The sequence below is a fragment of the Ruegeria sp. CDSC052 genome (assembly GCF_059610685.1).
The window spans coordinates 828,311-851,033 of the sequence record NZ_JBXWOB010000001.1 but is presented as its reverse complement, the minus strand read 5'-3'; the positions used below and the strand labels follow the sequence as shown (position 1 = coordinate 851,033).

General features: G+C 55.8%; 25 protein-coding genes. 15 read left to right on the top strand and 10 right to left on the bottom strand.

The annotated features are described in order from the left end of the window. Positions 1-33 precede the first annotated feature (33 nt). On the bottom strand, positions 34-372 hold the full coding sequence (locus AC2FIM_RS04275) for a P-II family nitrogen regulator (protein WP_142633129.1): 339 nt from the start codon (positions 370-372) through the stop codon (positions 34-36). 169 nt (positions 373-541) lie between these two features. On the opposite strand from AC2FIM_RS04275, the gene AC2FIM_RS04270 reads away from it, so the two are divergent. The 3 genes from AC2FIM_RS04270 (at position 542) to tig (ending at position 5,159) form a co-directional block, all read left to right on the top strand. Beyond that, the gene (locus tag AC2FIM_RS04270) at positions 542-2,248 is read left to right on the top strand and encodes an NAD(P)H-hydrate dehydratase (RefSeq protein ID WP_142633131.1); all 1,707 of its coding nucleotides are present in this window, start codon (positions 542-544) and stop codon (positions 2,246-2,248) included. A gap of 271 nt (positions 2,249-2,519) precedes the next feature. Next, positions 2,520-3,644 carry a porin gene (locus AC2FIM_RS04265; RefSeq protein ID WP_496707913.1) on the top strand — a complete coding sequence of 375 codons (1,125 nt, stop codon included), beginning with the start codon at positions 2,520-2,522 and terminating at the stop codon, positions 3,642-3,644. A 183-nt stretch (positions 3,645-3,827) separates the two neighbouring features. Continuing rightward, positions 3,828-5,159: a trigger factor gene (gene tig, locus AC2FIM_RS04260; protein WP_271948081.1), complete on the top strand. Its 1,332-nt coding sequence runs from the start codon at positions 3,828-3,830 to the stop codon at positions 5,157-5,159. Between the two features lie 97 nt (positions 5,160-5,256). Here tig and AC2FIM_RS04255 read toward each other — a convergent pair whose 3' ends face one another. The 6 genes from AC2FIM_RS04255 to rpsF all read right to left on the bottom strand — a co-directional run bounded on the left by AC2FIM_RS04255 (position 5,257) and on the right by rpsF (position 8,975). Further along, entirely contained in the window at positions 5,257-6,114 is an 858-nt protein-coding gene (locus AC2FIM_RS04255) for an acyl-homoserine-lactone synthase (RefSeq protein WP_142633135.1), read from the bottom strand. 96 nt (positions 6,115-6,210) lie between these two features. Further along, positions 6,211-6,912 carry a helix-turn-helix transcriptional regulator gene (locus AC2FIM_RS04250; protein ID WP_185956601.1) on the bottom strand — a complete coding sequence of 234 codons (702 nt, stop codon included), beginning with the start codon at positions 6,910-6,912 and terminating at the stop codon, positions 6,211-6,213. A gap of 191 nt (positions 6,913-7,103) precedes the next feature. Next, positions 7,104-7,580 (bottom strand): transglycosylase SLT domain-containing protein, encoded by a 477-nt coding sequence (locus AC2FIM_RS04245; RefSeq protein WP_496707915.1) that lies wholly within the window; start codon positions 7,578-7,580, stop codon positions 7,104-7,106. Positions 7,581-7,732: 152 nt separating this feature from the next. Continuing rightward, positions 7,733-8,353 carry a 50S ribosomal protein L9 gene (rplI, locus tag AC2FIM_RS04240; protein ID WP_142633139.1) on the bottom strand — a complete coding sequence of 207 codons (621 nt, stop codon included), beginning with the start codon at positions 8,351-8,353 and terminating at the stop codon, positions 7,733-7,735. Between the two features lie 12 nt (positions 8,354-8,365). Further along, positions 8,366-8,593 (bottom strand): 30S ribosomal protein S18, encoded by a 228-nt coding sequence (rpsR, locus tag AC2FIM_RS04235; protein ID WP_005608650.1) that lies wholly within the window; start codon positions 8,591-8,593, stop codon positions 8,366-8,368. A 28-nt stretch (positions 8,594-8,621) separates the two neighbouring features. Further along, complete coding sequence (gene rpsF / locus AC2FIM_RS04230; protein WP_142633142.1) at positions 8,622-8,975, bottom strand: 30S ribosomal protein S6; 354 nt, start codon at positions 8,973-8,975, stop codon at positions 8,622-8,624. 285 nt (positions 8,976-9,260) lie between these two features. Between rpsF and AC2FIM_RS04225 the strand changes: the two genes are divergently transcribed. Both AC2FIM_RS04225 and AC2FIM_RS04220 read left to right on the top strand, forming a co-directional pair. Beyond that, entirely contained in the window at positions 9,261-9,779 is a 519-nt protein-coding gene (locus AC2FIM_RS04225; protein WP_142633144.1) for a hypothetical protein, read from the top strand. A 126-nt stretch (positions 9,780-9,905) separates the two neighbouring features. Next, on the top strand, positions 9,906-10,478 hold the full coding sequence (locus AC2FIM_RS04220; RefSeq protein WP_271947636.1) for a YceI family protein: 573 nt from the start codon (positions 9,906-9,908) through the stop codon (positions 10,476-10,478). Between the two features lie 58 nt (positions 10,479-10,536). On the opposite strand, the gene AC2FIM_RS04215 is transcribed toward AC2FIM_RS04220, so the two are convergent. Beyond that, positions 10,537-11,763 (bottom strand): cytochrome b/b6 domain-containing protein, encoded by a 1,227-nt coding sequence (locus AC2FIM_RS04215; protein WP_271947633.1) that lies wholly within the window; start codon positions 11,761-11,763, stop codon positions 10,537-10,539. Between the two features lie 171 nt (positions 11,764-11,934). On the opposite strand from AC2FIM_RS04215, the gene fabD reads away from it, so the two are divergent. The 7 genes from fabD (at position 11,935) to mltG (ending at position 18,254) form a co-directional block, all read left to right on the top strand. After that, on the top strand, positions 11,935-12,873 hold the full coding sequence (gene fabD / locus AC2FIM_RS04210) for an ACP S-malonyltransferase (RefSeq protein WP_271947631.1): 939 nt from the start codon (positions 11,935-11,937) through the stop codon (positions 12,871-12,873). A gap of 27 nt (positions 12,874-12,900) precedes the next feature. After that, complete coding sequence (gene fabG, locus AC2FIM_RS04205; protein WP_281971918.1) at positions 12,901-13,638, top strand: 3-oxoacyl-[acyl-carrier-protein] reductase; 738 nt, start codon at positions 12,901-12,903, stop codon at positions 13,636-13,638. A 209-nt stretch (positions 13,639-13,847) separates the two neighbouring features. Continuing rightward, positions 13,848-14,081, top strand: a complete 234-nt coding sequence (locus AC2FIM_RS04200; RefSeq protein WP_005982462.1) for an acyl carrier protein — start codon at positions 13,848-13,850, stop codon at positions 14,079-14,081. A gap of 138 nt (positions 14,082-14,219) precedes the next feature. Beyond that, on the top strand, positions 14,220-14,759 hold the full coding sequence (locus tag AC2FIM_RS04195; protein WP_142633154.1) for a GNAT family N-acetyltransferase: 540 nt from the start codon (positions 14,220-14,222) through the stop codon (positions 14,757-14,759). 120 nt (positions 14,760-14,879) lie between these two features. Beyond that, positions 14,880-15,623, top strand: a complete 744-nt coding sequence (locus AC2FIM_RS04190; RefSeq protein WP_271947626.1) for a 1-(5-phosphoribosyl)-5-[(5-phosphoribosylamino)methylideneamino]imidazole-4-carboxamide isomerase — start codon at positions 14,880-14,882, stop codon at positions 15,621-15,623. 204 nt (positions 15,624-15,827) lie between these two features. Beyond that, the gene (fabF, locus tag AC2FIM_RS04185; RefSeq protein WP_496707916.1) at positions 15,828-17,093 is read left to right on the top strand and encodes a beta-ketoacyl-ACP synthase II; all 1,266 of its coding nucleotides are present in this window, start codon (positions 15,828-15,830) and stop codon (positions 17,091-17,093) included. Then, positions 17,094-18,254, top strand: coding sequence for an endolytic transglycosylase MltG (gene mltG / locus AC2FIM_RS04180; protein ID WP_142633160.1), 1,161 nt, complete (start codon positions 17,094-17,096; stop codon positions 18,252-18,254). Positions 18,255-18,287: 33 nt separating this feature from the next. Here the strand turns inward: mltG and AC2FIM_RS04175 are convergent, their stop codons facing one another. Further along, positions 18,288-19,550 (bottom strand): DEAD/DEAH box helicase, encoded by a 1,263-nt coding sequence (locus AC2FIM_RS04175; protein WP_496676141.1) that lies wholly within the window; start codon positions 19,548-19,550, stop codon positions 18,288-18,290. A gap of 317 nt (positions 19,551-19,867) precedes the next feature. Next, positions 19,868-20,404 (bottom strand): winged helix-turn-helix transcriptional regulator, encoded by a 537-nt coding sequence (locus tag AC2FIM_RS04170; protein WP_142633164.1) that lies wholly within the window; start codon positions 20,402-20,404, stop codon positions 19,868-19,870. Between the two features lie 40 nt (positions 20,405-20,444). Between AC2FIM_RS04170 and AC2FIM_RS04165 the strand changes: the two genes are divergently transcribed. The 3 genes from AC2FIM_RS04165 (at position 20,445) to AC2FIM_RS04155 (ending at position 22,652) form a co-directional block, all read left to right on the top strand. Continuing rightward, entirely contained in the window at positions 20,445-20,822 is a 378-nt protein-coding gene (locus tag AC2FIM_RS04165; RefSeq protein WP_271947618.1) for a VOC family protein, read from the top strand. A 206-nt stretch (positions 20,823-21,028) separates the two neighbouring features. Next, positions 21,029-21,373: a hypothetical protein gene (locus AC2FIM_RS04160; protein ID WP_271947617.1), complete on the top strand. Its 345-nt coding sequence runs from the start codon at positions 21,029-21,031 to the stop codon at positions 21,371-21,373. Further along, positions 21,282-22,652 (top strand): DNA-packaging protein, encoded by a 1,371-nt coding sequence (locus AC2FIM_RS04155; protein WP_465160600.1) that lies wholly within the window; start codon positions 21,282-21,284, stop codon positions 22,650-22,652. Before AC2FIM_RS04160 ends, AC2FIM_RS04155 begins: the two co-directional genes overlap by 92 nt. The last annotated feature ends 71 nt before the right edge of the window (positions 22,653-22,723 follow it).

Sequence of the window (22,723 nt, the reverse complement as noted above, 5' to 3'; positions counted from 1 at the left end):
TCTTGATTCCTCTGAATTGAAGATTTGGTCTTGTTACAGTGCGTCCGAACCGGTTTCGCCGGTACGGATGCGAATTGCTTGTTCGACGGGTGAGACAAAGATCTTGCCGTCGCCGATCTTGTCGGTTTTGGCGGCGGAAACGATGGCTTCGATGGCGGCATCGACCAGATCGTCGTCCAGCACAACCTCGACCTTCACCTTGGGCAGAAAGTCGACCACATATTCCGCGCCGCGGTAAAGTTCAGTGTGACCTTTCTGACGGCCAAACCCCTTGACCTCGATCACGCTGAGGCCCTGGACTCCGACGTCCTGCAGCGCCTCTTTCACTTCGTCCAGTTTGAACGGCTTGATGATCGCTTCGATCTTCTTCATACCGGGCTCCCTTTAACTCTTGTCAGGATGGCACTGACCACGTCTAAGATCGGGCGGCAATGTGAATGAGAAAATGGCGATGCCGGGTTGCATGGAAATTGGATGGCCGGTGAAATTTTGAACAGTTTGCACAAAAAATAGTCGAAATTGAATCGCGCGAGGGTTCAGCATGACAGACTTACTGACTGCAGCACAGATGCGGGCGATCGAACAAGCGGCCATTGAGTCCGGTGATGTGACCGGTCTTGAGCTGATGGAACGGGCTGGGCAGGGTGTTGTCGAGGCGATTTTCGAGGAGTGGCCAGAGTTGGACAAGCGAGGGGCCAGCCCCTCGCGTTCCCTGACGTATCCGCGGCCAGATGAAGAGGATCCGTTGCGGGCAGTTGTCTTGTGTGGGCCAGGAAACAACGGTGGGGACGGGTTCGTCGTGGCCAGGCTTTTGCGGGAGCAAGGGTGGGAGGTCGCGGTGTTTCTGTATGGCGACCTAGAGAAGCTGCCGCCGGATGCGCGGGTGAATTATGAGCGGTGGCTGGAGCTGGGTGAAGTTTCTAAGCTTACCCTGCCGACACCGACCAAACGTGAAGTTTCCAAGTTGGAGAAACACGCAGCCCGGCCGTCAAGTTCGCAAGGCCCTGATTTGATATTGGATGCTTTGTTTGGAACAGGGCTAATACGTCCGATTGGTGGATTGAAACCTGCTCTTGCCAAGCTTCAGATAGGTTCAGAGGCGGATGCCGATCCGTGGTGGCCGCGCGTCGTTTCGGTCGACATTCCGTCTGGTCTTTGCGCTGATAGCGGTAGGATTCTGGGGGACGAAGGTGTAATTGTTGGCGCCCACCTAACAGTGACGTTTCATAGCAAAAAGCGTGGACATCTTCTGGACGTAGGGGCCCAGTTCTGTGGAAAGACCGTCATAGTTGACATTGGGTTGTCTTCGCCAAGCGATCTCGGTTCGATCTCGCGCAAGTCTTTGGCTGATCTGCATAGCGAGCGACGTTTGAGGAGAGTGCTGTCTCAATTGGTAGATGAAAGTGGATTGCCACAGAATCTCAGCAAGGCTTCGTTTGGGCACAAATACTCGCACGGCCACGCCTTGATCATGACCGGAGGCCCCGGCAAAACCGGTGCTGCGCGGCTGGCAGCGCGGGGGGCGCTGCGGATTGGGGCGGGGCTGGTGACTCTGGGCGTGCCTCCTGCGGCTCAGATGGAGGTTTCGGTGCAAGTGACGGCGGTCATGTTGCAGCGGGTCGAGAGCGCGGATGGTCTGTCGAAAATCCTAGAGGATGAGCGGCTGAATGCTCTGTGTCTCGGCCCCGGTCTAGGGCTGGACCGTGCGCGCGATCTGGTGCCGGTTGCGTTGGCTGCGGAGCGCGCAACGGTTCTGGATGCTGACGCACTGACGGCTTTCGCGGATGATCCTGCAGCCCTGTTTGGGATGCTGCATGAAAACTGTGTTCTCACCCCGCATGGCGGCGAGTTTGCGCTGTTGTTCCCGGACATTGCGGAAAAACTGAAGGCGGTTCCCATCAAGGGTCCGGCCTATTCCAAAGTGGACGCCACCCGAGAGGCTGCCGGGCGGGCAGGGTGCGTGGTTCTGTTCAAGGGACCCGATACCGTGATTGCGGATCCGAACGGCCGATGCTCAGTGAATTCGGCCGTTTATGAACGTGCGGCGCCCTGGTTGGCGACAGCCGGGGCCGGGGACGTGTTGGCGGGGTTTATCACCGGGTTGCTGGCGCGGCGGTTCTCGCCCTTGCAGGCCGCGGAAACTGCGGCATGGCTGCATGTGGAATGTGCGCGATCTTTCGGGCCGGGGTTGATCGCTGAAGATTTGCCCGAACAGTTGCCACGGGTTTTGCGGGAAGTGGGTTCTTAATCGTCTCGGCGAAAATCCGCCGCTGCAGTATTCGATGTCCCAAAATGAGCGTATGATGAAATTCAGGTCAGGCGTCAGTATTGCGGCAAGCGGTCTGGGTGACTTGGATGACATATATTCTATCGTTTTGAAGTAGATCAAATTAACACCCTTCAGCTGCGGTTATATTCGCACAAGATGCGCGAGCTGAATGGGCCCGAGACAGGGGATCATAGAGAAATCGCGCACAAGCGAGCAGTGCCCGTAAATGGATCCATTATGGTGAATGACTATGACCCAGAAAGTATCAATAAGCACGATTGCGACCTGCCTGACCGCTGCATCGGCCATCCCAGCAGCGGCAGAGCTTAGATATAACAATAACAGCGGCGGTTATGTTGAGCTATATGGCCAGTTTAACCCCGTCATTGTCTCGGTTGACGACGGCGATGAAACGGAAACCCGTTTGCTGGACAATGATCTGTCAAACAGCCGGGTCGGGCTGTTCTTGATGCAACCCTATGGCAGCAATGAGTTTACCTTCCGGTTCGAATCCGGTCTGGGCCTGCCCAGCACGGGGAGCGCCAATCAGGATGGGACAAACACCGATGGCTGGAACCGCGAAGATATTCGGCATGTCGATTTTGCGCTGAAGGGGGGCTTTGGTAAGTTCTCTGCCGGGCAGGGCAGCATGGCCTCGGACGGGGCGGCAGAATCCGATCTGTCCTATGTTGGTACCGCGCTCTATTCCTTTACCAACGATGAGAACGGTGCATTTTTCTACCGTGAGGCTGATGGTATGCTCAGCGGCATTACCGTTGGTGACACCTCTGATAACTTCGATGGATCACGGCGCGGGCGCATTCGCTATGACACGCCGGATTTCAATGGGTTTTCAGCAGCCATAGCCTATGGTCAAAACATCCTGTCCAGCAGCGATGACGATGATTACTACGATGTGTCGGTGTCCTATGGAAATACCTTATCCAACGGGGTGGAGATTGCTGCATCCCTCGCCTACGCCGTGCGCGATTACGATAGCGGATCCGGGGAGAGAAAAGACACAATCGGGTCCGCCTCGGTTCTGCTGCCCAGTGGTTTCAGCGTAACCGCAGCTTTGGGTACAAGAGATGACACTTCCAGCGGTGCCAGTGACCCGAATTATTGGTATGCGAAGCTTGCGTATGAAGACGATTGGGTGTCATGGGGTAAGACTGGTATCGGCATCGACTATTTCGACGGATCTGATTTCTCGATCGACGGCTCAAGTACGAAGGCCTGGGGTATTGCTGTCGTACAGCGCATCGACAGTATCAATACCGATGCCTATTTGAAATACCGTAACCATGATTTCGATGACACCACGAGTTTCGATGACAACGAGGCTTGGGTGCTGGGTGCGCGCTGGAAGTTCTGATCCCGCGAACAATTCCTCAAGAACGCTCCGGTCAGGTCCGGGGCGTTTTTTTGGTCAAATCGGCGGCAAAACAAGGCTGATCCGGGCTTTGCCCCTTGCACGCGGGCGGCTGGGCAAATAGAAGGCCTCAAATTTGCCCGGCGCGCCGTTTTGCGCGCCCCGAATCCTATGGGGACTACCATAATGCAGGTTACCGAGACGCTGAACGAAGGTCTGAAACGCGGCTATAACATTGTCGTATCCGCAGCTGAGCTGGACGACAAAGTTAACGAGAAACTGGTCGAAGCACAGCCTGAAGTCGAGATGAAGGGCTTCCGCAAAGGCAAGGTACCGATGGCACTGTTGAAAAAGCAGTTCGGTCAGCGTCTGCTTGGCGAGGCGATGCAAGAAAGCATCGACGGTGCAATGAACCAGCATTTCGAAGACAGCGGTGAGCGTCCGGCACTTCAGCCTCAGGTGAAGATGACCAATGAGGATTGGAAAGAAGGCGACGACGTACATGTCGAGATGTCTTATGAGGCCCTGCCTGCCATCCCTGAGGTCGACCTGAAATCGGTTGAATTGGAAAAGCTGGTTGTCAAAGCCGATGACGCGGCCGTTGAAGAAGCGCTGGGCAACCTGGCCGAAACTGCGCAGGATTTCAAATCCCGCCGCAAAGGCTCGAAAGCCAAGGACGGCGACCAGATTGTGTTCGATTTTGTCGGCAAGGTTGATGGCGAAGAGTTCGAGGGCGGATCCGCTGAAGACTATCCGCTGGTTCTGGGTTCCAACAGCTTCATCCCCGGTTTTGAAGAGCAGCTGGTTGGCGTAAAGGCCGAGGAAGAAAAAGACGTAAACGTCACCTTCCCCGAAGAGTACGGTGCCGAGCATCTGGCCGGCAAAGACGCTGTGTTTACCTGCACCGTCAAGGATGTGAAAGAACCCGTCGCCGCCGAGATCAACGACGAGCTGGCCACCAAATTTGGTGCAGAAGACTTGGAAGCGCTGAAAGGCCAGATTTCAGAACGTCTGGAAGCGGAATATAGCGGTGCTTCGCGGGCGGTGATGAAGCGTGCTCTGCTGGACGCATTGGACGTGAAGGTTTCGTTTGATCTGCCACCGTCGCTGGTAGATGCCGAGGCCAAGCAGATCGCACACCAGCTGTGGCACGAAGAAAACCCGGAAGTGGAAGGCCACGACCACGATGAGATCGAGCCGACCGACGAGCACAACAAGCTGGCCGAACGCCGCGTGCGTCTTGGCCTGTTGCTGGCCGAGCTGGGCCAGAAGGCAGAAGTTGAAGTCACCGATGCCGAGATGACCCAAGCGATCATGAACCAAGCGCGCCAATACCCTGGTCAGGAACGCCAGTTCTTTGAGTTCGTGCAGCAGAACGCTCAGATGCAGCAGCAACTGCGCGCGCCGATCTTCGAAGACAAAGTCATCGACTATATCGTCGAGCTGGCCCAGGTTGCGGATAAAGAAGTCAGCAAAGACGACCTGCAGAAAGCCGTAGAGGCATTGGAAGAGGAGTAATCCTCTTCTGCCCATAGAATTCTTATGGGCACAAAAAACGGAGCCGTCTGAAAAAGACGGCTCCGTGTGGGTGGCTTTATGCTATGAGGTGAGGGGGTCAGGCCTCATGAGCAAAAGCACGGGGGGTCCTTAGTAGAGCAGTTTTCTGCTCTGGGGTGAACCGATCCGAAACTGCTTCGATCAGGTTCAATACAGCTTCGGCTTCGGCTTTTGTGGTTGCCGAATTCATCTGTTCGACAAAGTATTTTTCCATCTGGCTTAGTGGTTGGTGGTCGTAATTCGCCACACCTGTATCTGCCGGTGTTTTGTTTCTGGCATACAGATCTATTGCCTGCTCGTCCGTCAGGAATACATCGTGAGCGATGTTCGCATATTCCCGAATTCCGGAAATTCTCTCATCTGAGCAGTCCATCAAAGCGGCCATGGCTACGACTTTACCCATGGGCTTAGCACTGCCGAGGTAGTCATAAGGCGCGTTACCGGACCTTTGCAGAACGCGGTTCATAACTGGATCAATCACCGCGATCGAGTCAAGAACGCCAGCCGCTTTGGCATATTCGAAAGAGCCAATCATAACTTCGCTGGTCACATAGGATACAGAATTTTCACCGCGCCCTCGGCCCAGTTTTTTAGTATCGACACAGAACCGGGTGGCTTCCCAGACTTGCGCGCTCCGAATTGGAGGTTCTCCATCCAGGATCGAATGGAAAACATCGGACAGCATATGCGGTCCTTTGGTTTGCAGTAGTCTCATGCACCCGACAACGTCCCCCTCGTCGTCGATGCTGACTACATGTGCTGGATGCAGATCATCGAAGTGGTCGCGCTCGCGCCCATCCTCAATATTGACCTCCCAACCAAGGCGATCGCCGAAAACACGAGCGCGCAGTTTGAACATGTCATCCAAGACATCTTTGAACTTATGTTGATTAATACCATCAATAACGATGATCATTTCCATCCCCCTACAGTCTGGTTACCGTAGGGATTAGGTTAACCAAGAAATAAGCGCAGACTATTAGGGATTTCCCGTAGAAGTGCTTTTTTTTGATTAACCAGGGGCAATTAGGCCCAGGCCGATCGCACGACCAATAGCCTGTGAGGTGGTCAGTGCGCCCAACTTTTCACGCCCGGACCGCATATGAACTTCGACGGTACGGTGTGAAATGGACAAAATATCACCGATATCTTGTTGCGACTTTCCGTCAGCTACCCATTGGAGGATTTCCTGTTCGCGTGTGGACAGCGTGGGCAGGTAAAGAGCTTTGGCCAGCAAGCCGGATTGCATAACAGTATCGTGGGCTTGAACGGCAGCAAGTTGCAGATCACCCATGACATGTTTCTTTAGCTTATCCCATTCGGAATCCGAACAGTCCCGGGTAACGTTTAACAGTCCGCATTCACCATAAGGTCCTCGAACAGGAACTGTTAACCCTCTGGAACTAATGCCAAAATCATGGGCGTCACGAAATACCGCGTTGAACTTCTCGTCCTGATCAAAGCGTCCCCAATCAACGGGTGCAATGCTTAGGACAGATTGATAAAGCGTCGGATCGAAGTGATGAAAGCCCTGGCTGCCATAGTGGATTTTCCACTCATCAGGATAGTTTGCATAGCCCTGCACATCACCTTTCACAGGGTTAAAGGTGGCATAAGACGCATAGTCGAAGCCAAGCTCTTCGCAGACGGCGTTTATAACGTCAGCGGCCGACTTCTCTGTGTGGTCGACCGCGGCCAAATCTATAAGTTTCACCTGTCCAACCCTTGTGGCGGCATATCTCTCCCCCAAGACATGCCAGACTTGTCCTTAGGGGTATACGTTGCGTCAACCACAGGGCATTGTGCAAGCAAATTGTTCGCCTTGTGTAGTCATATTGCGATGTAATGGCAACAGAATGGTCCGAAACAGCATGTCTCAGATGATTCGTTTCGGGGTAAATCCGGTTATTCCGGACGTAGCCCTGTTTCGACCAGCATCCCACGTGCCTTGGCTTCGGGATAGAACCCTTTTGCGTAAAGGAATATGGAGCGTTGCTGGTCGCCGTCGGACAATAGCCAAGCGCCCCGCAGATATTTCCCGGCAAATTCGAGATTTGTGTCTGCATCCAAAAGGCCTTTGGCGTTTCCAGTATATCCCATTGAACGAGCTGTGGCCGGCAGGATTTGCAGCAAGCCATAATAGGGCCGATTCACAGCCCAAGGTCGGTGGGTGCTTTCGCGAATTGCTAGCTTGTGCACCAGTTCGCGCGGCACTTCGTAGTGGTCGGCCCATTTGTTTATGGAGGCCCGCAGTTCCGGTGTTTCGTTGGGATAGAGCGGAGGATCAAACGTGTTCTGGGTTGGGGTATCGGGCCCTCCGCACGCCGCAAAGGGTGCAATTAACAATAATGCCAATACACTGCGGCGCAGAAGAAATGTCATTGATCGTCTCCGAATAGTTATTATGCGATGATAGGAAACCTATTGATGACCGCAAGCAAAGGCCGGGGCCCAAGCTGGATTTCGCCGGGCGGAGGCATAAAAAAGGCCGCACAGATCGTGCGGCCTTTCTTGTTCAATTCGAAACCCGAGGATCAGGCTTTAGCTTCGTCTTCTTCGGCCGAAGCATCCTGAGCAACCAGATCGTCGTCGTCGGAAGCGGCGGACCCGATATCGTCGAACAGCTCGGCGATTTCGAATTCTGCGGCGGCTTCTTCTTCGGCGGCCAGTTCCTGAATCGATTTGCCAGATGCCTGTAGTTCGGCTTCTTCTTGCGAACGAGCAACGTTCATTTCGATTTTCACTTCAACCTCGGGGTGCAGTTTAACTGCGACTGTGTGCAGACCCAGGTCCTTGATCGGTGCGATCAAGGCAATCTGCTTCTTGTCGACAGTGAAACCTGCTTCGGTAGCGGCGTCTGCGGCGTCACGCGGGGTGACCGATCCGTACAGTGCGCCGGCATCCGAGGCCGAGCGAATCACGATGAATTGCTGTCCGTCCAGCTTTTCAGCCAGCGCTTCAGATTCTTTCTTGGATTCCAGGTTGCGGGCTTCAAGCTGCGCTTTCTGGGCTTCGAACGACGCGATGTTGGCGTCCGATGCGCTCAGCGCTTTGCCCTGAGGCAACAGGAAGTTGCGGGCATAACCGGACTTGACGTCAACGACGTCGCCCATCTGACCCAGTTTCGCAACGCGTTCCAGCAGGATAACTTGCATGTCAGTATCTCCTTACTTAACGGCGTAGGGCAGCAGGGCGAGGAAGCGGGCGCGCTTGATAGCACGGGCCAGTTCACGCTGCTTTTTCGCCGAAACGGCGGTGATGCGCGAAGGTACAATCTTGCCACGCTCAGAGATGTAACGCTGCAGCAGACGAGTGTCTTTATAGTCGATCTTCGGCGCGTTCTCACCCGAGAACGGGCAGACCTTGCGGCGGCGGAAAAATGGTTTTGCGGCCATGGTTTAGTGTCCTTTCTTCAGGCGTTAATCAACGGCGCTCGCGGCGGCCTTCGCGCTCGTCGCGCTTCTGCATCTGGACCGAAGGGCCCTCGTTGTGCTCGTCGACCTTGATGGTCAGAACGCGCATAACGTCGTCATGCAGGCGCATCAGGCGTTCCATTTCCTGAACGGCGCCAGCGGGAGCGTCGGTCTTGAGGAAGGAATAGTGACCCTTGCGGTTCTTGTTGATCTTGTAGGCCATCGTCTTGACGCCCCAGTACTCGCTGTCGATGACGTTGCCGCCATTGTCAGCCAGAACGGTGCCGAAATGTTCGACGAGGCTTTCTGCCTGCGCGTTGGACAAATCCTGACGCGCGATCATTACATGCTCATATAGTGGCATGTGCACTCCTGTTTCTATCAAGGCGCATTTCATAGGCGGGGCCGTTTCGTCCTTCGCGACCCTGCCACGAGAGGCTGCGCGATTCATATCGTTTGCGAAGGATGGCCCGATATACACGTTTGTACGCTGGGGGCAAGGCCTGCCACAGATGCCTTTGTGAAGTCGCGCTATTTCCTCTGCGCTGCCCAATTCCTGACGCTTTTCGGCTCAAAGTTGTTTTGTATACCGGAAATTAACCGGACTGACAAAAGTTGGAACGGCAACCTGAGAAACAGGGTACTGAAAATGACCGCGATTAACACAAATACCTTCGAGAAATCCGCCACAGGCGTAAGTTTTGAAAAGTCAGTGCCGGTGCTCATTAGCTTTGCACCAAATTGGAAAGCTCGGATGGTTCTGGCCCGTGTGGCTGGTGCGCTACTGATAGTTTCTGCCTTTTCCATGTGGTTGATGCCCAGCACGGCAATGGCCGCTGAAGTCTGGCCGATCAAATTGGCGGCTTCTCTGATGTTCCTTCTGGTAGGTGTCAGCCTTCTGACCATCGAAGTTCTGGACGCGCGTCCTGATGCGTATTTTGACCCGATCCGCCGCGAGGTCCGGGTATTGCAAAAGAATGAAAATGGCCGCCCGCAGACAGTTTTGCGCCGGAGCTATGACAGCCTGGGTGGTGCCCGTTTCATTGAAGACCAGATCGAGTTGTTCGATGTGGACGGCAGCTTGTTGATGAAATTGCCGCTTGAATCGGCGGATGTCAGCCGAGCGCTCAAAGGTCAACTTAGCGGAAGTGTAACAATTTTCGCCTGAGTTTTATTCTGTTCAATTAAGAACAGATATTGTGAAATAATATTACTTGTGTGCTGCCCTAGGGCAGCACATTTTCGTTGTCGAGCAACCCAAGAGGTTTGCATCTACAAAATTGCGGAGATTATCATGAAATCCACCCTTCTTGCAGCAGCGCTCGCGGTTTCGGCCACAACGGCATTTGCCGGCGCCGAAAAATACGTTCTGGACTCAAGCCACAGCCAGGTTCTTTTCAGCTATAACCACCTTGGCTTCTCGACCACCCATGGCATGTTCTCGGGGTTTGAAGGCGAGATCATGTTCGATCAGGAAAACCCGGCTGCATCCAGTGTTACAGTATCCATGCCAGTGGTTGAGATGATTACCGGTTGGAAGCCACGTGAAGACCACTTTATGTCCGAGGATTTCTTTGGTGTGACCGAAGGAGAAATGGTGACCTTTACCTCTACTAGTATCGAAGTCACGGGCGAAAACACTGCCAACATCACTGGCGATCTGACTATGAACGGCGTGACCAAATCGGTTGTTCTGGATGCCAAGCTGAACCAAGTGGGTGAACATCCTATGGCAGGAAAGCCCTGGGCCGGTTTCGACGCCACCACCACCTTGGTGCGTAGTGAGTTCGACCTTGGTCAGTTCGCGCCATTCGTAAGTGACGAAGTCGAACTTCAGATTTCAGTCGAAGCCCAGAAGGCCGACTAATACCATTGCAACGAGTTGAAACGAGGCCGCCGGAGTAACCCTTCGGCGGCCCATTTTTTTAGTTGCCACGTTTTGCTGTAAGATCAACTGATACTGTAACAGCAAAACCCAGCGAATCCTCGGTCGACTGCGAAGTGCCGATGTCGAAATCCAGCCGGTTCAGTTCAAGCTGTCCTGAAATAGCTGCGCTGTCATCCTGAAGGTCGAGAGTAAATGGCAACACTACGTCCACACTCTTGTCGCGAATGGTCAACGCGCCGCGCGCTTCGTACCCGTCCTCAGTTTTGAAGAGATCAGCTTTGAATTGAGCGGTTGGAAATTGCGCACTGTCGAAGAAATCAGCACCCATTGCCTGATCTGTGACTGTCCCGAGCTTGAGCGACGTTATCGCGATTGTGACATCTGCTGATCCTGCTAGGCCCGGCGTGGGCGGATCTTCGAAAGCGATTGCAGCGGTCCAATCGGAAAAGCTGCCGGTTACCGGGCTGCCCAGCTGGGTGATGGTAATGCTTAGATTGCCTTCCTGGACGTTCCAGTCGGACTGTACCTGGGTCAGTTCTGCGACCTCTGTGCTAGCTGTAGATTGGTGGTCAAACGCGCCGATTGACCATCCTCCGACCAGAACGGCACCCCAAATGGCCAAAGAGGCCAATGCGGGCGTCATTGAATGGCTTTGCTCTGGCGGTTCCGGTGCATCCGAGGCGCCCGGCATCATTCGACGCAGCGTGCTGTCTTTGTCGATAATGTGGTGTTTTAGCGCCCCGGCGACGTGCAGCGCGACTGACCCGGCCAGTGTCCAGACGAACAGCCAATGCAGGCTTCCGGTCAGCTCTGCCAGAAACTCGGATTTTGGTATAAGGGGTAGGTCCTGTCCGAAGGGCCACAAAATCGGAGCGAAACCTTCGGCGGCAGCGTGATGGGTCCAACCGGTCAGTGGGGCCAGAACCAAAGATGCGTAAAGCAGCCAATGCACGGTTTCAGCTGCAAAGGCCTCGGGCTTGTTCTCGGCGTTCAATAGGCCGGGTTTGGTCTGCGTTATCGCCCACAAGATACGCGCGAGCGCGACGAAGAAAACAGTGACCCCGACGGTTTTATGGAGAGAAAAGAGGCTGGCGGCGCGTGCAATGTCATCTTCGGTTGTGGCTATAGCAGGATCATAAATCGCATGAGCCAATCCGTTGGCGACCCACCCCAGAGGGAATGCGGTGAAGATAAGTAACGCGGTCAGCCAGTGAAAAGTTTTGGTTACGCTTCCATAGCTTGAGAAGGTGTTTGACGAAGGCATCTGAGGCTCCGGAAGGTGGATCGTATGCAACAACCTACCGCTACAAGCCTAGGACACAATAGCAAGGGATGCACAGAGCCGGTGCCAAAGTGCAGAGATCAGGCAAAGCTTGTGCCGCGCGGTCTGTCGGTTTACACCCCGCGGCAACCTAACGTCATCCAAGAGGTTGCAATGACACGAGCATTTGTTTTCCCGGGGCAAGGTGCCCAGACTATCGGTATGGGTAAGGCTCTGGCCGAGGCCTATCCGGCTGCACAGGCTGTATTCGACGAGGTGGACGAGGCGCTCGGGGAAAAGCTGAGCGATCTGATCTGGGAAGGTGATATTGCGGACCTGACCCTAACCCAGAACGCGCAGCCAGCGCTAATGGCGACCTCGATGGCTGCGATGCGAGCCCTGGAGGCCAATGGGATTTCGATTGCGGATGCTGGTTTTGTCGCTGGGCATTCGCTGGGGGAATACTCCGCGCTCGCTGCGGCAGGGGCATTGTCGGTCGCTGATACGGCGCGCCTTTTGCGCACCCGCGGGCAAGCGATGCAGAGTGCGGTTCCCGTTGGAGAGGGCGCAATGGCCGCTATTCTTGGATTGGATCTTGATGCTGTGCGCGCTGTTGCAGACCAAGCTGCCCAGGGTCAAGTTTGTCAGGCTGCCAATGACAATGATCCCACACAAGTCGTGGTATCAGGCGCAAAGGCTGCTGTGGAACGCGCCGCCGAAATCGCCAAAGAAAAAGGCGCCAAGCGCGCGGTCATGTTGCCCGTCAGCGCACCTTTCCACTGTGCATTGATGCAACCTGCAGCTGATGTCATGGCCGAAGCCCTGGCAAATGTCGAAATCAAAGCTCCTGCCGTGCCACTGGTTGCCAATGTGCGGGCCGAGGCTGTCACAGATCCCGATCTGATCCGTGGGTTGCTGATCGAGCAGGTCACAGGTTCGGTTCGCTGGCGCGAAAGCGTACTGTACATGGTTGCGCAAGGCGTGAGTGAAACTTGGGAAATCGGGGCGGGCAAAGCTCTGTCCGGTATGATTCGCAAAATTGACCGTGCGATCGTTGGTAAAGCTGTCGGTACGCCTGATGACGTGCAGAATGTGACTCAGGCCGAATCGTAAGACACCGAGCATCAAGAGGAAGACCGAATGTTTGATTTGACAGGTAAGAATGCACTGATCACCGGTGCATCGGGCGGGATCGGTGGCGAAATTGCGCGAAGTTTGCATGCAGCCGGTGCAACTGTGGCTTTGTCTGGAACGCGAGTTGAGCCGCTACAGGCTCTGGCCGAAGAATTGGGTGAACGCGCCCATGTTCTGCCCTGCAACCTGAGTGATGCCGAGGCGGTGACAGCCCTTCCGAAGCAGGCTGCTGAGGCAATGGGATCGGTTGATATTCTGGTGAATAATGCCGGGATCACGCGAGACAATCTGTTCATGCGCATGTCCGATGAGGAATGGCAGAGCGTGATCGACGTCAACCTGACATCTACTGCCCGGCTGTGCAAAGGCGTTTTGAGGGGCATGATGAAAGCGCGCTGGGGCCGGATCATTAATATCTCATCGGTGGTGGGTGCGACAGGGAACCCGGGACAGGCCAACTATGCTGCATCCAAAGCAGGCATGGTGGGCATGACCAAATCGTTGGCCTATGAGGTTGCCAGCCGTGGAATCACCGCCAATGCGGTGGCACCCGGTTTCATTACGACTGCGATGACCGACAAACTGACCGAGGATCAGAAATCTGGGATTTTGACGCAGGTTCCTGCCGGTCGTATGGGTGACCCCTCGGAAATTGCTGCGGCTGTGCTGTATCTTGCAAGTGCCGAAGCCGGATATGTTACCGGAACCACCTTGCATGTGAACGGCGGTATGGCCATGTTGTGAGCGCGGATCGAGGTGGGCGCGAAAGCGTTTGCCTCGGGCGTTGTCTGTGTTATAGGCGGCGCACATATGCAGGGGCTGGCCGGATGGTCAACCTTCTACTTACCCGGTAATCGGGGACCTAAACCGCCCAGAACGGGCACATCAAGGCCAGCCTGAGCGGGCAAGGGCAGAACCGGGCACTATGCCCTGAAATGAAATGAGGAATAGACATGAGCGACGTCGCAGATCGCGTTAAAAAGATCGTTGTTGAGCACTTGGGTGTTGAAGAAGATAAAGTGACCGAAAACGCGTCCTTCATCGACGATCTGGGTGCAGACAGCCTGGACACTGTTGAACTGGTTATGGCCTTCGAAGAAGAGTTCGGCATCGAGATTCCTGATGACGCAGCCGAAACCATCCAAACGTTTGGCGACGCCGTCAAATTCATCTCTGAAGCGTCTTAAGACCTTCTTTATCCGCTAAAACGGCGCTTCCGGGCAACGGAGGCGCCGTTTTTTTTGCCCAGCCGGAATTCGCGCTTGCCAGATAGCTATTGACCCGCAACCATTTACGCGAGGCAGGAAATTCTGAGCGGGCAGGGCATGCTACGATCCACCCCGATGATAAATACGGCACGTCTGATGCTTTGCGCTATGCGTCCCGACGACTTTAGTCGTTACGCTGAGATTTGGCGGAACCCTTGTGTTGTGCGCCATCTTGGCCGGGAACCGTTATCGCGGGGCGAAGCGTGGGAATCCTTTCTGAGGAATGCCGGCCACTGGCAGATGGCCGGTTTTGGCCAATGGGCCGTCTTTCGACAGTCGAATCGTCAGATGATAGGTCAAGCAGGCTTTTTCTATCGTAACCGAGGGTTAGGCGACGACTTCGACAGCTTTCCCGAGGCCGGATGGCTATTGGCACCAGAAGCCCAGGGGCAGGGATTTGGTCTTGAAGCGGCTCAGGCCGCACATGACTGGTTTGACAGAATAATGCCTGGACCACTGGTTTCCCTGATTGATGCTGAAAACCACGCGTCGCAGAATCTGGCGGCAAAGCTTGGTTATGAGCTCATGGCCGAGCGCGACTATATGGGAAGTCAGGTGAACCTGCTGAAAAGAAACGGGCCGCCCAAACTGGCTTAACCTTTCTCTTTGATCGTGCCGCAAATTGCCTTTGGTTTGCCGAAACTGGAAATTCTCGCCGATAGGGTTGAGGGTATGGTATCCTTTATTGACGTTGCGATTGAGCGGAGGAGCAAGCTCATGAGGATTTACCCTACGATGGAACTGCAGAACGGCCGCTGTGTCACACTGGACAAGGGTCGTCTGGATGAGGCCATGATTTGGCACGTGAATCCCGCAGAAACGGCACGCAGTTGGGCCGATGCTGGAGCCGAGTGGATGCACTTGACCGATTTTGACGCGATTGAAGGGCGCGATACCAATTCGGAGTTGGTTGAAGAGATCATCCGTTCTGCCGAAATCCCTGTGCAGTTGGCAGGTGGTATGAGATCGCGCGAGCAAGTCGAGCATTGGATCGACAAGGGCGCAGGCCGGATTGTTATCGGCACTATGGCTGCGTGGGATCCAAATCTGGTGAAAGAACTGGCCAAACTCTACCCGGACCAAATCGTTCTGGCCGTGGACGTATGGCAAGGCTCAGTGATGACCGACGGTTGGCGTAGTCAAAGTGCGTTTACACCAGAGGCCTTTATCGAAGCGTTTTCAGAAACGCCGTTTGCGGCAATTCTGGTCACTGATATCGATAGCGACATGGAAGACGTTGAGGCACAGCTGGGCCTGATCTCGGGGCTGGCAGAGACATCTCGCACACCGATCATCGCAAGCGGTGTGGTCCGCACGACAGATGATATCTCGCGGTTGGCTTATATCCCGAATATTTCGGGCGCCTTGGTTGGCCGCGCGCTGTTCAGAAAGACGCTCGAGCTTTCAGATGCGCTGAATGTTGCCAGCACAGCGCACGAACCGGTTGCGGCGTTTCAGTAAGATTTCTTCCAAAACAACAGGTTCCGCCCTTTCATGTCCAGTGAAAGGGCGGGCTTTCATCTGGCCAGGAGCCGCATTGCAAGAGTGTATACTGTAGATGTTCCGCTCAATCTGCTTGTGTGATGATTGCGCCTTGCTCTTGCCCCCGCACCCCGGCCCGGGGTATGAGCGTTTCTCAAACAGGAAGCAGGCAAGAGGCATTTTATGCGCAGAGTCGTTGTAACCGGTCTTGGGTTGGTCACTCCATTGGCCAGCGGGGTCGAGGAAACATGGTCGCGGTTGCTGGATGGGGAATCCGGTGCAGGCCCGATCACGCAATTTGATGCTGAGGCAAGTGGGGTCACCACAACGTATGCCTGCGAAGTTCCGCGAGGCGACGGCACCGACGGGACATTCAATCCTGACGACTGGATGCCGCCGAAAGAGCAGCGCAAGATCGAAGACTTCATTCTGTACTCGATTGCAGCAGCTGAAATGGCCTGCAAGGATTCCGACTGGCTGCCCGAGGATGAAGAGGCGCGCTTGCGCACTGGCGTTCTTATCGGTTCAGGTATCGGTGGGCTGGGTTCCATCGCGGCAACGGCTAACCTGATCCGCGACAAGGGCCCTCGACGGGTGTCGCCTTTCTTTATTCCAGGCGCGCTGATTAACCTGGCCTCGGGTCAGGTGTCGATCCGCCATGGATTCAAAGGCCCGAACCATTCGGTTGTGACTGCATGTTCGACCGGTGCTCACGCTATTGGTGACGCAAGCCGCATTATCCGTGCCGGTGACGCTGACGTAATGGTTGCCGGTGGTGGCGAAGGGTGCATTTGCGAAATCGGTATCGCTGGATTCAACGCTTGCAAGGCGCTGTCGACCAAATACGCGGATAACCCCAAAGCAGCCAGCCGCCCCTATGACGTCGACCGAGACGGTTTTGTCATGGGTGAAGGTTCGGGCATCGTTGTTCTGGAAGAGTACGAGCATGCAAAAGCGCGTGGCGCGAAAATCTATGCCGAAGTTCTGGGCTATGGCATGTCCGGTGATGCCTATCATATCACCGCCCCCAGCGAGGACGGCGACGGCGCAGAGCGTTCGATGAACGCGGCACTGCGCAGCGCGGGGCTGGAGCCGAAAGACCTAGATTATATCAACGCGCATGGCACATCTACCATGGCCGATACCATCGAATTGGGTGCGGTCGAGCGTATGTTGGGCGAGCATTCCGCGAATGTGACGATGAGCTCGACCAAATCGGCCACGGGCCATCTGTTGGGCGCTGCAGGCGCGATCGAAGCCATTTTCTCGATCCTCGCAATCCGCGATCAGGTTGCGCCACCGACGATCAATTTGGACAACCCAGCGGTCGAGACACCGATTGATTTGGCTCCGAATGCCAAGCGCGAGCGCAAGATTGATGTGGCGTTGTCAAACTCGTTTGGATTTGGCGGCACCAATGCAAGTGTGATCTTCGGAAAGGTCAGCTAAATGTGGCGCGCGATGGCCTCCAACATGCTGACCATCCTGGTGGTCGGCCTGTTTCTTGCCGGTGGACTGATTTTATGGGGGCAGGCGCGATACAAGAATGCGGGCCCTCTGGAAACTGCGATGTGTTTGCAGGTCGAACGTGGCTCGAACATGACGCAGGTCAGCCGACAGCTGGAGGATCAGGGCGCGATCAGCAGCGCTACTATATTCCGTATGGCGGCGGATTATACCGACAAGGCACCTCAGCTGAAGGCAGGCAGCTTTCTGGTCCGCGAGGGTGCTTCGATGGAGCAGATCATTGATGAGATTACGCGCAGCGGTGCCAGCACCTGCGGATCCGAGATTGAGTACCGGATCGGTGTAACCCGCATACAAACCCGTGTACGCGAATTGAACCCCGCAACATTGGACTTCGATGAAATCGCATCGTTCGATGTGACGGAAGAAGAAGTGCCCGCGGCTTATACCCAAAAGCGCGAAGACTCAGACACACGGTACCGGGTCTCGATTGCTGAAGGTGTTACATCCTGGCAAGTGGTCGAGGGTCTTAAGCAGATCGACGCGTTGACGGGAGATATCCCTGAAATACCGGCCGAAGGGGCGCTGGCACCGGACAGCTATGACATTGTGCGAGGTGCCGATCGGGCGGCAATCCTGCAGTCGATGCAGGATAAGCAGCAACTGCGCATTAACGCCGCCTGGGAAGGGCGGCAGGATGATTTGCCAATCAAATCCCCCGAAGAGATGCTGATTTTGGCGTCAATCATCGAAAAGGAAACTGGTGTTCCGCATGAGCGTGGACAGGTTGCCAGCGTATTTGTAAACCGGCTTGAGCGAGGCATGAAGCTGCAGACGGACCCGACTGTAATCTATGGTGTCACCAAGGGGCAGGGCGCGTTGGGCCGAGGCCTGCGCCGCAGCGAACTGCGCCGTGCAACGCCTTGGAACACTTATGTGATTGATGGGCTCCCGCCAACACCTATCGCAAATCCTGGTCTTGCAAGTCTTGAAGCCGCAGTTTCGCCCGAAGCGACTGATTTTGTTTTCTTTGTTGCAGATGGCACCGGCGGACATGCCTTTGCCGAGACACTGGATGAGCATAATCGAAACGTCGCCAAATGGCGTGAGATTGAGGCCGAGCGCCAAAGCACCGGAAACTAAAAAAGGCGCCGCTAATAGCGGCGCCTTTTAGATTTAGGCGGCGGAGGATCGACGCGGTCGCCGACGTTTTGGGCCTCCGGGATTGCCCGACTTGTTAGCTGCTTGCGGCTTTGGACCACGGCGACGGAACCCTCCGCCTTTCCGCGATTTTGCGGGTTCGGCGAACTCGGGCATTGTGCCGCTGGCGACCGGAACCTCAATTTTCATCAGTTTCTGAATCTGCTTCAGTTGATCCAGTTCATCCGGTGCACAGAAAGCGATCGCCTCGCCTTCGCGACCGGCACGGGCGGTTCGGCCAATGCGGTGGACGTAGTTATCCGGCACTTCGGGTAGGTCGTAGTTGATGACATAGGCAACGCCCGGGATGTCGATGCCGCGAGCGGCCACGTCTGTTGCCACCAAGACATTTATTTCGCCTGCGCGGAAAGCTTTGATCGCCCTGTCACGCTGTCCCTGACTTTTGTTGCCATGGATCGAGGCGGCGTTGAAGCCGTCGGCCACGAGACCCTTCATCAGCTTCTCGGCGCCATGTTTTGTACGCGAAAACACCAGCGTCAGAGCTTCTTTGTCCGCAGATAAAATCTCCCGCAGTTTGCTCGGTTTTTCCGCGCGGCTCAGGAAATGAACCGATTGGGTGATCTTGTCGGCGGCTTTACCCGGAGGGGACACTTGAATGCGTTGCGGGTTTGTCAGGTAGGCCTGGCTGAGTTCTTCCATCTGCTTGGGCATAGTGGCAGAGAACAGCATCGTTTGGCGGGGCGTGCCCAACTGCGGTGCAATCCGGCGCAGAGCATGAATAAAGCCCATGTCCAGCATCTGATCGGCTTCGTCCAGTACCAGATGACGTACCGAGCCGAGGTCGACTGCTCTGCGTTCCATCAGGTCGATCAAACGACCAGGGGTGGCAACCAGAATGTCTGTGCCGCGTGCCAGAAACGAAATCTGCCTGCTGATGGACTGACCGCCAACAACTGTCGCCACGCGCAGCTTCGTATTCGTGGTCAAATTGCGCAGGCTATCTGCGATTTGGTTGACCAGTTCACGGGTCGGAGCAAGGATCAGAGCCTTGGCGGTTTTCGGCGCAAGCTTGCCGGTCTGAGCCAGCAGGTGGTCGATCAGAGGTAGGCCAAAAGCCAGCGTCTTGCCGGTGCCGGTCTGGGCAAGGCCCAGAATATCGTGCCCCTGCAATGCCATGGGGATTGCCTGGTTCTGAATCGGAGTGGGTTGTGAAAAATTGGCGCGTTTCAAAGCGTCGTTCAGGGCCGGGGCAAGACCCAGCATATCAAAGTCGAACAAATATCATTCCTTTTTTGCCCCTGGTGACTGGATCACCACGGACGACATAAATCAGCAGCGCAATATGCGATGCCAACAGGGTTACGCTAAGACTCTGGATGCACAGGCGTTTCCTGCGGCATCCGGCCGTCGCATTCAGAACCCTGCGTGAAGGGGAACTATGGGGTGAATCGAGCGCTGTGGAGCAGGTCGGACCTGCCAATGCTCACGCGTCAGCGCTTTGTTAAGGCGCTCATGCAGGTTGCGGGGCGGAATGTCAAGCTGTGCGTTATAGATCACATCCGGCGAAAAGGATCGTTGTGGGCTGTCTGCAACCTTTAAGCAGTGAGATTGACCGCTTGGTTGATCGCAAAACCTGTTCTTACAGCTCGATATGTAGGGAAGGGCATCCGTGCGGCAGTTTCAATGTCCCGTCGGATCCAGTCGAGCGCCTCTAGCTGTTGAAGGGACGACGACAGCGCCCGATCCGTGATCGATACCAAATCCGATTTGATGGCGGAAAAGCGGTGCGGAGTGCCGGTGAGTGCCAGGATCGGGACGGTCCAGGATTTACGGACGAGCTTGAACTTGGTGTCATCCGGAACGGCGTTTACGATTGCGCTGGCCATACTGGCGGCTTCGATCCCCGGCAGGGTTAATCGGAATTCAGGGCGCAATGGGTGCCCGTGGCCCGGATTCCTTTCGATCAGGTCAAGGCGTATGAGATGGTCCAGACTTGCCGCGAAGGCAGTTCTTCCTGCGCTGGTGGCAGCAAGCAGAGCGGCCTGCCTGCCAGGAGTGCCGGAATGCATGAGTGCCAGAATATTCAGCGACCAAGCTCGGGAGGTCAGCTTGACAAGCAAATTAATGTCCATAAAGTATAGTTAATATAAATTAGCTCAAAAGGAAAGATTGATGCCCCTTGTTTCTTTGAAAAACACGATCACCCTTGCGATTTCGGTTCGGGACCGCCATGCAAGCGCCGAATGGTTCAGCGACAAATTGGGGTTTGAACTTTCCCATCACATAGATGAGGCGGGTTGGAGTGAGATGCGCACCAATGTGGATGGCGTCACATTGGGTTTAGGAGAGCAGGCCGAGCCCTCACCGGGAAACTGTGTTCCAGTGTTTGAGGTCGCCGATATCTCCACCGCGCGCAGTGCGTTAGAGGATGCAGGGGTGGCATTCGACGGTGCGACGGAAACGATCGAAGGAATGGTCAGCACGGCCACGTTTTATGATCCGGATATGAATGCGCTGATGCTGGCACAGGATTTGACTGGCAGCAGCTAAAGACGCGCGCGGGGAAGAAATTGTTAACCTGCACCGAACGTTCCCTGTTGCGTGGTTGTTGCGCAATTCATTGACTTTTCGAACTTAATTTGGTATGAGCTGTGTCATGCTAGAAGAAGTGAGCAACGGCCTCGGGGTAACATCCGGCGGCCGTTTTTCGTTTCTCTCGTGCGGAGAAAACTCACGCATGAGGTCAATACGCAAACATGACATTGATTACCCCGGAAGAGCGGATTTCCCAAACGGCTGACTTGTTGCAGTCACTTGAGACATCCATTCGCGGTCTGCGCAAAGCAGCGGAAGAACTGCGCAGGCAGATCAGTGCCGGGGAGGATGCAGATATTGCTGGTGCAGGTAAGCAACTGGGACAGCTTGAGGGGCTGATCCGAAGTTGCCAAAAAGTGGAGACAAGCCTTGTCGAACAACATCACAGACAAGCCGGAGTTGCCCAAGGGGGCTATGCGCTCGACCTTGATCGGGCACGATCTGAGATCGGGTGCAGGCTGGCTCGCCTCCGCGCCTGTTGCGGTGCAGGACAGATTTCTGAGTGAGATCGGGGAGGGGGGGCTGTGCGCCCTCCCTTTCCTGTTTGAGTTCTGGGCGCTGCCGCATCAATTGCCGCCAGAAGGTGACTGGCGGTCCTGGGTGATCATGGGCGGGCGCGGAGCCGGTAAGACCCGGGCCGGGGCTGAATGGGTGCGGTCTATGGTCGAGGGGTCTTTGCCGTTGGACACGGGTAAGGCGCGCCGGGTGGCTCTGCTTGGCGAGACGTTTGATCAGGTGCGCGACGTGATGATCTTTGGCGATAGTGGGATATTGCAATGCTCACCACCAGATCGTCGACCTATTTGGAAGGCGTCAGAGCGAAAACTAGTCTGGCCCAACGGGGCCGAGGCGCAGGCGTTCTCGGCCCATGATCCTGAGGGATTGCGCGGGCCGCAATTCGATGCGGCCTGGGTGGATGAGCTGGCTAAGTGGAAAAAGGCGGGCGAGACCTGGGACATGTTGCAATTTGCGCTGCGGTTGGGGGATCAGCCCCGGGTCTGTGTGACAACCACGCCGCGCAATGTGAAAGTTTTGAAGGATCTGCTGGCGTCGCCGTCCACGGTGCAGACCCATGCGCCGACCGAGGCGAACCGGGCCAATTTAGCGGGGTCGTTTCTAGCCGAGGTGCGCGCGCGCTATGCCGGTACACGGCTGGGGCGGCAGGAGCTGGACGGCGTTTTGCTGTCGGATGCTGAGGGCGCGCTGTGGACGGGTTCTATGCTAGAGGCAGCGCGTTGTGCCCAGGTGCCCGAGTTGGATCGCATCGTGGTGGCGCTGGACCCGGCGGTGACGGCGGGGGCGGATGCGGATGCCTGTGGGATCGTGATCGTGGGCGTGCGGTTGCAGGGGCCGCCCGAGGACTGGCGCGCCTATGTGCTGGCCGACCGGACGGTGCAGGGGGTTGGCCCGGCGGGCTGGGCGCAGGCGGCGATTGACGCGATGGATGAGTTCGGGGCCGAGCGGCTGGTGGCCGAGGTCAATCAGGGCGGTCAACTGGTGGAAGAGGTCGTGCGGCAGGTGGATCCTCTGGTCCCGTTTCGGGCTGTGCGGGCCTCACGTGGCAAGGTGGCACGGGCCGAGCCTGTGGCAGCGTTGTATGAGCAGGGGCGGGTGTCGCATGTGGCCGGGCTGGACGCGCTGGAGGAGCAGATGTGTCAGATGACCGCGCGGGGGTATCAAGGGCAGGGCTCGCCCGACCGGGTCGACGCGCTGGTCTGGGCGCTGCATGAGTTGGTTGTAGGGCCTGCGGGGGCGTATCGGCGGCCTAGGGTGCGGAGTTTGTGAGGATAAAAAAAGGCGGAGAGCGGCGATTGAAGGACTGATCGCGGTCCGAAGTGACGTAGCCAGCGATTTAT

Excerpts from the sequence above, each read along its gene's own strand:
- tig (WP_271948081.1), top strand. The coding sequence starts at position 3,828 with ATGCAGGTTACCGAGACGCTGAACGAAGGTCTGAAACGCGGCTATAAC.
- AC2FIM_RS04190 (WP_271947626.1), top strand. The coding sequence starts at position 14,880 with ATGAGGATTTACCCTACGATGGAACTGCAGAACGGCCGCTGTGTCACA.
- AC2FIM_RS04225 (WP_142633144.1), top strand. The coding sequence starts at position 9,261 with ATGACCGCGATTAACACAAATACCTTCGAGAAATCCGCCACAGGCGTA.
- rpsF (WP_142633142.1), bottom strand. The coding sequence starts at position 8,975 with ATGCCACTATATGAGCATGTAATGATCGCGCGTCAGGATTTGTCCAAC.
- fabF (WP_496707916.1), top strand. The coding sequence starts at position 15,828 with ATGCGCAGAGTCGTTGTAACCGGTCTTGGGTTGGTCACTCCATTGGCC.
- rplI (WP_142633139.1), bottom strand. The coding sequence starts at position 8,353 with ATGCAAGTTATCCTGCTGGAACGCGTTGCGAAACTGGGTCAGATGGGC.
- fabG (WP_281971918.1), top strand. The coding sequence starts at position 12,901 with ATGTTTGATTTGACAGGTAAGAATGCACTGATCACCGGTGCATCGGGC.
- AC2FIM_RS04245 (WP_496707915.1), bottom strand. The coding sequence starts at position 7,580 with ATGACATTTCTTCTGCGCCGCAGTGTATTGGCATTATTGTTAATTGCA.
- AC2FIM_RS04160 (WP_271947617.1), top strand. The coding sequence starts at position 21,029 with ATGACATTGATTACCCCGGAAGAGCGGATTTCCCAAACGGCTGACTTG.
- AC2FIM_RS04275 (WP_142633129.1), bottom strand. The coding sequence starts at position 372 with ATGAAGAAGATCGAAGCGATCATCAAGCCGTTCAAACTGGACGAAGTG.
- AC2FIM_RS04265 (WP_496707913.1), top strand. The coding sequence starts at position 2,520 with ATGACCCAGAAAGTATCAATAAGCACGATTGCGACCTGCCTGACCGCT.
- AC2FIM_RS04195 (WP_142633154.1), top strand. The coding sequence starts at position 14,220 with ATGCTACGATCCACCCCGATGATAAATACGGCACGTCTGATGCTTTGC.
- rpsR (WP_005608650.1), bottom strand. The coding sequence starts at position 8,593 with ATGGCCGCAAAACCATTTTTCCGCCGCCGCAAGGTCTGCCCGTTCTCG.
- AC2FIM_RS04165 (WP_271947618.1), top strand. The coding sequence starts at position 20,445 with ATGCCCCTTGTTTCTTTGAAAAACACGATCACCCTTGCGATTTCGGTT.
- AC2FIM_RS04215 (WP_271947633.1), bottom strand. The coding sequence starts at position 11,763 with ATGCCTTCGTCAAACACCTTCTCAAGCTATGGAAGCGTAACCAAAACT.
- AC2FIM_RS04270 (WP_142633131.1), top strand. The coding sequence starts at position 542 with ATGACAGACTTACTGACTGCAGCACAGATGCGGGCGATCGAACAAGCG.
- AC2FIM_RS04200 (WP_005982462.1), top strand. The coding sequence starts at position 13,848 with ATGAGCGACGTCGCAGATCGCGTTAAAAAGATCGTTGTTGAGCACTTG.
- fabD (WP_271947631.1), top strand. The coding sequence starts at position 11,935 with ATGACACGAGCATTTGTTTTCCCGGGGCAAGGTGCCCAGACTATCGGT.
- AC2FIM_RS04220 (WP_271947636.1), top strand. The coding sequence starts at position 9,906 with ATGAAATCCACCCTTCTTGCAGCAGCGCTCGCGGTTTCGGCCACAACG.
- AC2FIM_RS04170 (WP_142633164.1), bottom strand. The coding sequence starts at position 20,404 with ATGGACATTAATTTGCTTGTCAAGCTGACCTCCCGAGCTTGGTCGCTG.
- mltG (WP_142633160.1), top strand. The coding sequence starts at position 17,094 with ATGTGGCGCGCGATGGCCTCCAACATGCTGACCATCCTGGTGGTCGGC.
- AC2FIM_RS04155 (WP_465160600.1), top strand. The coding sequence starts at position 21,282 with ATGCGCTCGACCTTGATCGGGCACGATCTGAGATCGGGTGCAGGCTGG.
- AC2FIM_RS04255 (WP_142633135.1), bottom strand. The coding sequence starts at position 6,114 with ATGATCATCGTTATTGATGGTATTAATCAACATAAGTTCAAAGATGTC.